Origin of the sequence: Pandoraea sp. B-6, assembly GCF_000282835.1 — a bacterium.
Classification (GTDB): Bacteria; Pseudomonadota; Gammaproteobacteria; order Burkholderiales; family Burkholderiaceae; genus Pandoraea; species Pandoraea cepalis.
In genome coordinates, this window is sequence record NZ_AKXS01000316.1 from 45,966 (window position 1) to 57,714 (window position 11,749).

8 protein-coding genes and 1 pseudogene are annotated in these 11,749 nt (G+C 63.7%); 6 read left to right on the forward strand and 3 right to left on the reverse strand.

Annotation, left to right across the window (positions count from 1 at the left end; translation table 11 throughout):
• Positions 1-194: 194 nt before the first annotated feature.
• Positions 195-1,112 carry a LysR family transcriptional regulator gene (locus tag A985_RS0103040; protein ID WP_017231958.1) on the forward strand — a complete coding sequence of 306 codons (918 nt, stop codon included), beginning with the start codon at positions 195-197 and terminating at the stop codon, positions 1,110-1,112.
• A gap of 34 nt (positions 1,113-1,146) precedes the next feature.
• Here A985_RS0103040 and A985_RS23955 read toward each other — a convergent pair whose 3' ends face one another.
• Positions 1,147-1,560, reverse strand: a complete 414-nt coding sequence (locus A985_RS23955; RefSeq protein WP_017231959.1) for a hypothetical protein — start codon at positions 1,558-1,560, stop codon at positions 1,147-1,149.
• Between the two features lie 1,290 nt (positions 1,561-2,850).
• Here A985_RS23955 and A985_RS0103055 point away from each other — a divergent pair.
• The gene (locus A985_RS0103055; RefSeq protein ID WP_017231961.1) at positions 2,851-4,206 is read left to right on the forward strand and encodes an MFS transporter; all 1,356 of its coding nucleotides are present in this window, start codon (positions 2,851-2,853) and stop codon (positions 4,204-4,206) included.
• A 175-nt stretch (positions 4,207-4,381) separates the two neighbouring features.
• Positions 4,382-5,596 carry a multidrug effflux MFS transporter gene (locus A985_RS0103060; RefSeq protein WP_083902175.1) on the forward strand — a complete coding sequence of 405 codons (1,215 nt, stop codon included), beginning with the start codon at positions 4,382-4,384 and terminating at the stop codon, positions 5,594-5,596.
• Between the two features lie 34 nt (positions 5,597-5,630).
• Here A985_RS0103060 and A985_RS0103065 read toward each other — a convergent pair whose 3' ends face one another.
• Positions 5,631-7,985 carry a cytochrome P450/oxidoreductase gene (locus tag A985_RS0103065; protein WP_017231963.1) on the reverse strand — a complete coding sequence of 785 codons (2,355 nt, stop codon included), beginning with the start codon at positions 7,983-7,985 and terminating at the stop codon, positions 5,631-5,633.
• Positions 7,986-8,215: 230 nt separating this feature from the next.
• On the opposite strand from A985_RS0103065, the gene A985_RS0103070 reads away from it, so the two are divergent.
• From A985_RS0103070 to A985_RS29635, 3 genes are all read left to right on the forward strand, one after another.
• Positions 8,216-9,139: an IclR family transcriptional regulator gene (locus A985_RS0103070; RefSeq protein WP_232424498.1), complete on the forward strand. Its 924-nt coding sequence runs from the start codon at positions 8,216-8,218 to the stop codon at positions 9,137-9,139.
• 150 nt (positions 9,140-9,289) lie between these two features.
• The gene (locus A985_RS0103075; RefSeq protein WP_017231965.1) at positions 9,290-10,894 is read left to right on the forward strand and encodes an ABC transporter substrate-binding protein; all 1,605 of its coding nucleotides are present in this window, start codon (positions 9,290-9,292) and stop codon (positions 10,892-10,894) included.
• A 390-nt stretch (positions 10,895-11,284) separates the two neighbouring features.
• On the forward strand, positions 11,285-11,410 hold the full coding sequence (locus tag A985_RS29635; RefSeq protein ID WP_017231966.1) for a hypothetical protein: 126 nt from the start codon (positions 11,285-11,287) through the stop codon (positions 11,408-11,410).
• A gap of 132 nt (positions 11,411-11,542) precedes the next feature.
• Here A985_RS29635 and A985_RS28030 read toward each other — a convergent pair.
• Positions 11,543-11,749: pseudogene (locus tag A985_RS28030) on the reverse strand (hypothetical protein); the annotation flags it as partial.

The following is an 11,749-nucleotide window of genomic DNA, read 5'->3' on the forward strand; positions in this document are numbered from 1 at the left end:
TTCAGGCTCCTCGTCTCTCTTATTCGAATCCCTTGATCTTTCGGCGTGGCAGCTAAGGGCAAGCCTGTCCGCGCCTGATTCGCAGTGTATTGACCCATCGGTCACATTTCCAATATATTCAAGACGCTATTTGGATACCTTTTATGTATGAATGACGGGAACCCCAATGGGGCCGGGCAGACAGAGGAGCGGTCATGGAATTGCGACATTTGCAATATTTCATTGCGGTCGCCGAAGAACGCCACTTCACGCGGGCGGCGGCGCGTGTCGGCATTCAGCAACCGCCGTTGAGCTTGCAGATTCGGCAACTCGAGGCCGAATTGGGCGGGCCGTTGTTCGTGCGTCTGCCGCGCGATGTCGTCCTCACGGAGCTGGGGGAGGCGTTCCTGCCGGAAGCGCGGCAGGTGCTGGAGCGAGTAGAGCGCGTCAAGCGCCGGATGCAGCAGATCTCACGCGGCGAGGCGGGGCAGATCCGTATCGGGTTTGCGGGCGCGACCTACTTCGAGCCCCGCATTCCGGCGTGGATCCGTGACTTCCGCGCACGCTATCCGGACGTGCAACTGCATCCGCAACAGAGCAACACGGCCAGTCTGCTCACGGCGCTGGTCGACGAAGCGGTCGACGTGGCGTTTGTGCGCACGCCGTTCGAGGTGCCGCCCGGAATCGTCATGGTGCCGGTCGTCGACGAGCCGATGGTGCTGGTGTTGCCGCTCGGCCACGCGATGTGCGCGCGCAAGCGCGTGCCGCTGGCCGCGCTCGCCCGCGACGAGTTCATCCTGCTGCCGCGCGAGATCAGTCCCGCGCTGTATGACCGCACGATTGCGGCCTGCGAGTCGGCTGGATTTCACCCGAAGCTCGGGCAGGAGGCGCCGCAGATCACGTCGATCGTGCCCATGGTCGCGGCGGGGTTCGGGGTGTCGCTCGTGCCCGCGTCGGTCAGTCAGATCCGCACGCCCGGCATGGGGTTCTGGCCGATCGAGGGTGACGTGCCGCTCGCACCGATCAGCCTCGCTTATCGCGCCGAACACGCCTCGGCGGCGATCGATCGATTCATTGCAATGTCGCCGCAGGCCTCACCTGACACTGGCGACAGCGTAACGTCGCCCGTCTGATCGCCTCGGTGCTGTTCGGGCACGGCTTGTCGCGTTACGCCGACGACTCGCCATCGTTGGCGGCAGGGCGTGGCGTCGCGGGGAGGGGGTGGCCTGCGTCCGCGCGCCGGAGGGCCGGCGCATCGCCGTACACGTCGTAGCCGCGCTGGCGAGGGCTGGGCACGGCGTCGTCGCGCGTGGGCAGCCAGCCATTGGCGCGCAGCTTGCCGATGAGCAGCGGATGAATCATCAGCGAGTAGAGCAGGCAAGTGGCGGGCAGCGAAAACGCTAACGCCGATTCCTTCCAGATCAACGCGGGTCCGATGGCGAGGAGGGTCCAGGCGAGCGCATGCCACGTGAATCCGTAGGCCATGAGGTAAAGCGGACCGAGGAAGAAGGCGGCGACACACGACAGACGCGTGATCTCGACGACATCTCCGTTCGCCGGATTGCGAAATTTGAGCGTCATGGCGAGGTCGTGGGAAGGAGGACGGGGAGCCTAACGTTACCGTAGCGCCGACCCCATTTCGTCCCCCCCTGTTTTGCGGTATCGGCTTGCCGGATTGTCGAGTATCTGCGGGCGATGTTGGCCGATGCGTTCCCTTCCGAGGACACGACGAGCGAGCGTGGCAGTCTCGCTTCGAGAACGACGTCGCGATGTCGACGACGGACAAACTATTTACGCCGGATCCGGACAATTACCGAGAATAGCGACAGTGATTCGGGGCTAGAGTGGAGTTGCCGTGGCTCAGATGTGCCCCCGACCTCCACGGACTATCCGGCTCGCCGATCAGGCGGGCCGCTTTTTTTTCGACCGTTTGTCGAGATTCCTTAACATGCTAGGATTTCCTGAAAAACAGCATCGGTCGGCAGCGTGATCGCTGCCGCTGGATTGAAGGGGACTTGTGATGCAATCTTTTCGGTTTTCCTGGCACTACGTCAGCCACACGCCGCCGGGGCGCCCGTTCGACTTGGAGGGGGCGGTTACGCCGCGTACCGACGAACGTTTTGATGGTGCCGTCGATGCCTATTGTGAGGGGCACTACATCGGACGTTGCGAATTTTCGAGCATCGATGCCCATGATGCGTCCGAGGCCGCGGCAATGGTCCGAAAACGGATCGAGCGCCGCATCGAAGATCGCGTCGCGCACGAGAGTCAGACATCCCACTGAATGCCCCTAAGGGCAGGATCGGCGAGCAAAAAAAACGGCCAGCAAGTTGCTGGCCGTGAAATCCACCAGGAGGAGGTGGAGGAGACAGGTGTAACTATATCAGGGAAATCCCTAGACGGGTTAACCTTCGTAAGAAAATTTGTAGAAAAACGCCAACTGCGACAATTCGTCGCTTTTCGTCGCATCCATCGCCCAATTCCCCCGCCTGTATAGCCCACTGGCATTTTGCCAGGGCGGCTCCCATCGTTCCGATGGAGAAAAACCACAAAGCTGAACGCCGTGTCCGTGAGCCGAGGTTCCACCGATCTCGCTCGGATTCCCGCACCCGTCGCGTTTGCATGTCCTGAAAATCTCAGTGTTAACACTAAGCATTGATTTACGTTTGGCGATATAAACTTCCGCAAAGCGTAATTTCATGCGCGACGGAATTGGGTGGATTCGCCGTTCGATCCGGCGCATGACATGCCTTGTTTGCTGGATTCGGGCAACGAGGCGCCTGGGACGAGGCCGCGACGGGAATAGGCCGTCGCCAGCCCCTCGACCGGGAACGCAATGCCACGAAGTTGCGAAAAACGTTGGGAGACAAAATGAAAGCAGCAGAAGTGAATGTGGGCGCACTGATCGACGAGAGCCGTCTGGGCGCTTATCAGTGGTGGGTGATTGCATTGTGCGCGATGTGCCTGGTGGTCGATGGCTTCGATGTCCAGTCGATGGGGTATGTCGCGCCGGTGGTGATTCGGGAATGGGGCATTGCCAAGGAAACACTCTCGCCGGTATTCGGCGCGGGGCTGTTCGGCATGCTGGTCGGCTCGCTGACCTTTTCGGCGCTGGCCGACAAGCTGGGCCGTCGCCCGGTGCTCATTGGCGCGACCCTGTGCTTTTCGGCGTGCATGATCGTCACCGGTTTCGCCAACACGATTACGGAACTGGTCGTCTGGCGCTTTGCGGCCGGGCTGGGCCTGGGGTGCATCATGCCGAACGCGATGGCGCTTGCCGGCGAGTACAGCCCGCGCCGCATTCGCGTGTCGCTCATGATGATCGTGTCGTGCGGTTTCACGCTGGGCGGTGTGCTTGGCGGCCTCATCACGGCGGCGATCATTCCGAGCCTGGGCTGGCGCGCGGTGTTCTACATCGGTGGCGCCATTCCGTTGGTGCTCGGTGTGCTGATGTGGATCTCGCTGCCCGAGTCGATCCAGTTCCTGATGTTCGGCAAACGCGACAACGCACACATTCGCAAGCAACTGCTGCGCGTGGCACCCGGCGCCAACGTGCCGGTCGACGCCCGCTTCGTGCTCGATGAGCAAAAGGCGAAAGGCGTGCCGTTCGTCGAGCTGTTCAAAGATGGCCGCGCACGGGTGACGCTGCTGCTCTGGGTCGTGAACTTCGCGAACTTGCTCGACATGTACTTCCTGTCGAACTGGTTGCCGACGGTGATTCGCGATGCGGGCTATTCGACGCAGGTCGCCGTGATGGCGGGCACCGCGCTGTGGGCAGGCGGGGTGATCGGCACGCTACTCCTCGGCCGCGTGATCGATCGCGTCGGCTTCACGAGCGTGCTGGCCGTGACGTTCCTCATTGCGATGGCGGCGACGGCGGCGATCGGCAATCCGATGGTCATGGTGTCGATGGTCGCGGTGTTCATCGCCATATTCTTCGCGGGCTTCTCGATCATCGGCGGGCAACCGGCGCTCAACGCACTCGCCGCGACGTATTACCCCACCTCGTTGCGTTCCACCGGCATTGGCTGGAGCCTCGGTATCGGCCGCATCGGTTCAGTGCTCGGTCCGGTGCTGGGCGGCGCGCTGATGCATTGGCAATGGTCGTCGTCATCGCTGTTCCTGGCGGCGGCGGTGCCCGCGTGCGTTTCGTTGATCGGCGTGCTGGCGATTGCCCGCACGCAGCGCAGCGACGGCGGCAACCTGCAGGCGGCAACGGCCGGATGAGGTGGCGATGTCAAAAGATGCCGGACCCGAACGCTGCGCCATAAGCATTGGTTAGGGATCCGATAACCATCGAGTATGAAAGTGCGACGCCCGCCAGCGTTATCATGGCGGGCGTCGTTTTTTTGCGGCGTCTCCCGCGGCGCGACAGCCATTGCGCCGACTCATCAGAACGATCATGACATCGACGTCCGAACTCTCTCCTGCGTTGCCTTCCGAGCGTGTGTTGCTGGGCATTCTCGGCCTGTTCATGATGATCGCGCCCGCCTCCACGGACATGTATCTGCCGGGACTCGTGACGTTGCGCCACGAACTGGGTGCGAGTGTCGCGACCACGCAGCTCACGCTCTCCTACTTCTTCCTGGGGTTCGCCTTCGGGCAGCTCCTGTGGGGGCCGCTCGCGGACCGATTTGGGCGTCGTCGGCCGATGGCGGCGGGGATCGCGCTGTACATCTTCGGCAGCATCGGCTGTGCGTTTGCCGACACCATCGATCACATGATGGTGTGGCGCTTCGTGCAGGCGCTCGGTGGATGCGCCATGCCCGTGATTGCACAAGCCATCGTGCGTGACGTCTACGGGCCGCGCCACAGTGCGCGCGCCTTTTCGATCATGCTGCTGGTGATGAGCGTTGCGCCGATCGTGGCGCCGCTCGTTGGCGGACAGATGCTGCGCGTCACGACGTGGCGCGCGATCTTCGGCATTCTCGCGGTGTTCGGCGCGGTGGCGATGCTGGCCTTGTGGCGTTTGCCGGAGACCGGGGCGGTGCATGCGCGTCAGTCGGGTGGACCGCGTGCCGTCCTGATGTCCTATTGGCATCTGTTGCGCGACCCGCATTTCGTCGGCTACATGCTGGCGGGCGGCGCGGTCTTTGGCGCGTCGTTCACCTACATTACGGGCACGCCGCTGGTGTACATGGAGTACTTCCATGTGTCGCCGCAGTTTTTCGGGGTGCTCTTCGGCATCAATATCGTCGGCATGGCCGCGATGACCATGTTCAACTCGCGCCGTGTGGGGCAGTTGGGTGCAGATCGCCTGATGCGTGCCGGCATTGTGGGCTGTGCGATCGTCACGACCGTGTTGTGCGCGAGCGCGTGGCTGGGGGGCGCGCGGCTGCCGTTGATGGTGGCACTACTGTTTCTGTTCATGTCGCTGCGCGGCATCATCACGGCGAATTCGGTGGCGGGGGCGCTCGCCAATCACCCGACCCGCGCCGGCGCGGCGGCGGCGCTCGTGGGCAGTGTGCAGTATGGTTTCGGCTTCGCGGCGGGCGGGCTGCTCGGCGTGCTCAACGACGGCTCGCCGCGTCCGCTCGCAACGGTCATGTGCGGTTTTGCATGGCTCGCGCTCGTCGCGCTGTTGGCGATGCTGCGCAAGCCGCGGCACGCCCACTGAACCCATTGGGCGCGCCGGGCGCCGACGCGGCGACCTATAACGCCAGCACCAGCGATTTGCCGCAGGCGCGCGAGCAGCACGACATCATCTTCGTGTTCGCGTCGCGCTCGGCGCGTGTAAGCACCACATCGCGGTGATCCACGTCACCCTCCAGCACCTGCACCTCGCAGGAACCGCACAGTCCTTCCTCGCAGTCGCTCTGGACGTCGATGTTCGCCGCACGCAGCGCCGTGAGCAGCGTCTGATCGGCCGGCACCGTCACCGTAATGCCGGAATCCTTGAGCGTGACGTCGAACGCATGCTCCTTTGCGGGATCGAGCGTGCTCAGTTGCGACTGGAAGTGTTCGACGCGCAGCGTGTCGTCAGGCCAGGGCGCACAGCACTGTGCGAGGGCGTCGAGCATTCGCAGCGGGCCGCAGGCATAGACTTGCGTGCCGTCTTGCGGCGTGGCGAGCAGGCTGGCGTAGTCGGCGCGCTGGCCCTCGTCTTTCACCCACAAATGCAGGCGCTCGCCATGCAGCGCGTGGAGTTCGTCGATCAGCGCCATCGTGCGGCGGCTGCGGCCGCTGTAATGGATCACGTAGTCGATGCCCAGTGCTTTCGCGCGCCGCGCCATGGCGGCAATCGGCGTGACGCCGATGCCGCCCGCAACAAAGATGGCACGACGCGTCGTTTCATCGAGCCGGAAGTGATTGCGCGGACCGCGAATGCGCAGGCGGTCACCGACTTTCACTTGCGTATGAACCCAGTGCGAACCGCCACGGCCTTGCGGTTCGTGCAGGACGGCGATTTCCAGCGCGCCGGTGTCGGCCGGATCGCCGCACAGCGAATACTGACGCGACAGCCCCGTGTCGCCGCATTCGATGTCGATGTGCGAGCCCGGGGCCCAGCGCGGCATCGCGCGGCCGTCCGGGGCGACCAGGCGTAGCTTCACGATGCCGTCGGCCACCGGCAGCACGGACTCGACCACGACCGGACGCGTCACGCTGTGTCCCGAGGGTTCGCCAATGCGCACGGGCGAATGACGCGTGAGCACGGTGGGGTCGCGGCGCTCGGGGTTCTGCGCCGGATCCCACTCGACCCACACATGCTCCGGGCCGCGGAACGAGGTGTTCGGCACATACGTGAAGGTCTGCTTTGCCAGCGTCATGTGCGGCAGCCGGCGCGTGAATTCTTCGAGGAAGATCTGCATTTCCATGCGGGCGAGGTTCTTGCCCATGCATTGATGCGAGCCGTAGCCGAACGTCAACTGATCGCTCGCGTTTTCGCGGCGAATGTCGAACAGGTCGGCGTCGGCGAAGTGCGCTTCATCATGGTTGGCGGACGAGGTCACGATCAGCAGCTTCGCACCCGCGGCGATGTCGATGCCGCCAATGTTGACGTCCCGAGTGACCAGACGGCGCCATGCGGCGACCGAGCCGTTATGACGCAGACACTCTTCGACGGCGTTCGGAATCAGCGATGGGTCGTCGCAGATCTCGCGCCAGACGTCCGGATGCTGGAGCAGCAGCTTCATGGCGTTCGCGGTGGCGTTGGCCGTCGTCTCGTGCGCGGCCACGATGCCCGCCATCATCATCGAATGCAGGTACGAATCGGTGACGACGTCGGGATAATCCTTTTGCTTGCGAATGCCGTACTGCATCCAGCCCGACCCCTCGGGGTGCTGGCGCATCTTGTCGAGAATCTTGCCCGCCAGTTGCCAGAAATTGCCTACGGCGTGGGCCACGGCCACCTGCTCTTCGGGCTTGGGGCGTCCCCATGTGTTGACCGTGTGCGCGATGGAATACTCGCGCAGCTTGTCCATGTCTTCCTCCGGCACGCCGAGGAAGTGCAGCGCCACCGTGAGCGGCACTTCCCACAGCATCTGGTCGACGAGATCGGCGCGGCCGTCGTTGATGAAGCGATCCACGTAGTCGCGTGCGAGTTGGCGCACCAGCGGCTCGTGATGCTTGAGATGCTCGGGCGTGAACGGCTCCATCAACACGCGACGACGCGGCATGTGGGCGGGTTCGTCTTCGTTCACCAGCGTGCGGTTGAGCGCGAAGCCGTAGGAGGCGAGCACGGCATTCGCCTCCGGTCCGGTCGGCGTGATCTTTTCCAGCGCAATCGACGGGCTGAACGTGAGGTTGTCGCGGAAGATCGCCTTGATGTCGTCGTAGCGCGTGACAACCCAGTAGCCGAGCTTCGGGCTGTAGAACACCGGCTCTTGCTCGCGCGCCCAGCGCACGTACTCGGGCGGGTCTTGCTGGTAGCCGTCTTCGAACGGGTCGAAGTCCGCGGCACGGGCGCTCACAGGGCATCCGTTGGGGGCCGTGGCGGCAGGCGTCTGATGAAAGGGGCAGCCGCCGGCGGCGGCCGTGTCGGGGGTGGGGGCAATCGGTTGGCTCATCCGTTCACGCTCTCTGGGTCCGGTGTGACGAGCGCCGCGTTGGGCTCGCGACGACACGCGCAATATGGAACAAGTGTAGAGGAGCGATCACGCGATCGGGCGGTGCGCCTCTCCTCCCTGGAATTTATTAAGCGTAAATATAATACGCATTGCGTAATTTGGTGGACTGGGGTTAACCTCTAGCCTTGCCGATGCCGGACAATATCGCTTTGCATCATAAAATCTCGGCGATGACGACAAGCAAACGACCCACCGCAGACCTCCCGCGCAGCGCCGATACGCCTGTACGCGCGACGACCGGCCTCACGCCATCGCGCACCGATGCCCATCATGACGACGATGTTACCGACGCACCGCGCGAGCGCGGGCGCCGTCAACGCGTGCAATCGGCCGAGACCGGCATGGTCGTGCTCAAGGGGCTGGCCCGGCTGGGCGGTCGCGCGAGCCTGACCGCGCTCGCCCAGCATGTACAGCAAAGTCCGGCCAAAGTGCATCGGTATCTAATGAGTCTCGTGGAGGAGGGCCTCGCCGCGCAGGACACCGACTCGCAGCACTACCATCTCGGACTCGAAGCGATGCTCATCGGCGTGGCGGCCATGCGGCAGGCCGACCCGGTGCGTGCGGCCGAACCGGCGCTCGTGCGCTTGCGCGAAGCCTTCGATGTCACCTGCTTCATCGCCGTCATGGGCAACAAGGGACCGACCATCGTGCGTTTCGAGGAGCCGGGCCTGCCCGTGACGATCAACGTGCGCATCGGGTCGGTAATGTCGATGCTCTGGTCGGCCGCCGGCCGTGTTTTTCTCGGATGCCTGGACGATCCGCAAGTGATGGCGATGGCCGAAGCCGAGTTGGCCCATGCCTCGCCGGAGCAACGCGCACAGCTCGATGCGTCCGATCCCATCGGCGCGCTGCGTGCCGAGGTGCGCGCCGCGCAGGGGGCAAGCGTTCGCGACACCAACCTGACGGGGATCAGCGCGCTGGCCGCGCCGGTCTTCAACTACGACGGCCGCTTGGTCGGCGTCGTCACGGCGCTGGGTGCCACGGGCGGGTTCGACGCGCGCATGGACGGCCCGATTGGCGAGGCGGTGCGCCGCGAAGCCTTGTCCGCAAGCCATGCGCTGGGCTATCGTCCGACGCTGCCGTCCGGCGCCTGATGGGGCGGCGTTTCGCAGAACTGACGATCGGTTTCAGGATTCGGGACAGCGAGTGTCGGCGCGGACCTCAACGCAAGGGCGATTGGCCTGAATTTGCGCTATTCTGACCCGCTGTTTTTCACCGTCATCGACTTCCTGGAGGAGACACCCATGCGTCGTCGCTCGCGCCGTATTTTCGCTGCCGCTCTGACGGCCCTGTCGCTGCCGATGGTGCCGCTCGCCGCGCATGCCAAGGCGCTCACCGTATGCACCGAAGCCAGCCCCGAAGGCTTCGACGTCGTGCGCTACAACTCGTTGACGACGACCAATGCGTCGGCCGACCCGGTGTTCAATCGTCTGGTCGAGTTCGATGCGTCGCAACGCAAGGTCGTGCCCAGCCTGGCGACCCAGTGGAGCGTCAGCCCCGACGGCCTGACCTACACGTTCACGCTGCGCCCGAACGTGAGCTTCCACAGCAACAGCCTGTTCAAGCCGACCCGCGCGTTCAATGCCAACGACGTCGTCTTCACGTTCGAGCGCATGCTCGACGACAAGGCGCCGTGGCACAAGCTCACGCCGTCGGGCTTCCCGCATGCGCAATCGCTCTCGCTGGGCAAGCTGATCAAATCGGTGCAGAAGGTCGACGACCATACCGTTCGCTTCACGCTGTCCGAGCCGGATGCCGTGTTCCTGTCGATGCTCTCGATGGGCTTCGCGTCGATTTATTCGGCCGAGTACGCCGACAAGCTCATCGCGATCAACAAGCCGGGCGAGATGAACGCGCGGCCCATCGGCACGGGCCCGTTTGTCTTCCGTAGCTATCAGAAGGACAGCGTCGTGCGGTACGACGCCAACAAATCGTACTTCGGCGGCGCGCCGGCCTCGGATCGTCTCATCTACACGATTGTGCCGGACGCAGCCGTGCGCGCGCAGAAGGTGAAGGTGGGCGAGTGCCAGATCGCGCTCTCGCCCAAACCGGTCGACGTGCAGGCAGCGCGCAGCGACAAGGCGCTCCGGGTGGTCGAGACACCGGCATTCATGACGGCGTTCGTCGCGATCAACACCCAGCACAAGCCGCTCGACGATAAGCGAGTCCGTCAGGCGCTGAACATGGCGTTCGACCGCGCGAACTACGTCAAGCAGGTGTTCGAAGGGGCCGCAACGCCAGCCACCAACGTGTATCCGCCCAATACGTGGAGCTTCGCGAGGAATGTGGCCGCGTATCCGCTGGACATCGCCAAAGCGAAGCAGTTGCTCGCCGACGCGGGCTTCCCGCAAGGGTTCGAGACGACGATCTGGACGCGCCCGACGGGCAGTCTGTTGAACCCGAACCCACGTCTGAGCGCCGAGATGCTGCAAAGCGATCTCGCCAGGATTGGTGTTCGGGCGCGGATCAAGACCGTGGAGTGGGGCGAGCTGATTCGTCGCGGCAAGGCGGGAGAACATGATTTGCTCTTCATGGGCTGGTCGGGCGACAACGGCGACCCCGATAACTTTCTGACGCCGCAGTTCAGTTGCGCGGCCGTGCAATCAGGCACCAATTTCGCGCGCTTTTGCGACAAAGACCTTGACCAGTTGATCAGCGAAGGCAAACGCTCTCATGATCTCGCCGCGCGAACCGTGAAGTATCAGGTCGCGCAGCGCATGATCAAGGACGATGCGCTCTGGATTCCATTGGCGCACCCGATTGCAGCGGTCATCACGCGCGCGGACGTGACCGGATACGAGGTGAGTCCGTTCGGCCGACAGGACTTCTCCGCCGTGCAAGTCAAGTAAGCCCCACGCCGATGGTTCGACCATGCCCGCCGTCGGGGCATGGTCGAGCCGTTGGGTCCTTAAGGGCATTGTCGCGGCATCCCCCCCTCTGGCGAGCGCTCTGCTTCGCCAAACTGCACATCTGAAACCTTTCTGAATTCCACCATTTCGCGTTGAACGGCTACCGGGCGTTCTGTGACGCGAGCCGCTCATCATGCGCGCCTCATGCACCGCTCAACCTTGCCTCATGAACCGGTCGTCCGTGCGGTGGATTGCCACAATGATGGGGCGTGTTGTAGGCGTTTCAGGAACGAAACGTTTTCGGCGCACCGCTTCACGATGTCTCGCAAATTAAGGTATTAATTTGTTTTAAATCAATAATTTACAGTGATTGGCACGGAAATCGCGTATATGAATCGCGTATGGCGAAGCGCCAACCCGAACTTCCAGCAGGCTGTTGGCGAGGTACTCCTGTGCTCGCGTGCATGGGACGGCCAGCTATTGCCCGCGATTTTCGCTGACGTGCTCGCGCCGTAACGCAGCCTATGTTGGCCGAGGGGTGCGTGTGTCGAAGTGAGTGTGCGCGGGGAGGGAACCATGAACGGGTTCAAGGCGACTTTGGTGACGGCAGCCGCAGCGGTTGTGCTGTGCGGCATTTCGATCAACGCATTACATGCGGCGGGAGGCGGTGGGCACGGTGGTGGCGGTGGCATGGGCTTTGGTGGCGGCAGTAGCGGCGGGCTGGGTGCCTTTGGTGGCCCCGGAGGATTTGGGAATGGCTTTGGCGCCGGTGCCGGCATAGGTGGCGCAGGCGGCTGCGGTTGCGGCGGTCACAGTGGCGGCGGCGGTGGGCCCGGCGGCGGCGGAGGCGGGGGG

Bases quoted from the DNA above. Each gene is read 5' to 3' on its own strand.
- A985_RS0103040 (WP_017231958.1), top strand. From the start codon at position 195: ATGGAATTGCGACATTTGCAATATTTCATTGCGGTCGCCGAAGAACGC.
- A985_RS23955 (WP_017231959.1), bottom strand. From the start codon at position 1,560: ATGACGCTCAAATTTCGCAATCCGGCGAACGGAGATGTCGTCGAGATC.
- A985_RS0103055 (WP_017231961.1), top strand. From the start codon at position 2,851: ATGAAAGCAGCAGAAGTGAATGTGGGCGCACTGATCGACGAGAGCCGT.
- A985_RS0103060 (WP_083902175.1), top strand. From the start codon at position 4,382: ATGACATCGACGTCCGAACTCTCTCCTGCGTTGCCTTCCGAGCGTGTG.
- A985_RS0103065 (WP_017231963.1), bottom strand. From the start codon at position 7,985: ATGAGCCAACCGATTGCCCCCACCCCCGACACGGCCGCCGCCGGCGGC.
- A985_RS0103070 (WP_232424498.1), top strand. From the start codon at position 8,216: ATGACGACAAGCAAACGACCCACCGCAGACCTCCCGCGCAGCGCCGAT.
- A985_RS0103075 (WP_017231965.1), top strand. From the start codon at position 9,290: ATGCGTCGTCGCTCGCGCCGTATTTTCGCTGCCGCTCTGACGGCCCTG.
- A985_RS29635 (WP_017231966.1), top strand. From the start codon at position 11,285: ATGAATCGCGTATGGCGAAGCGCCAACCCGAACTTCCAGCAGGCTGTT.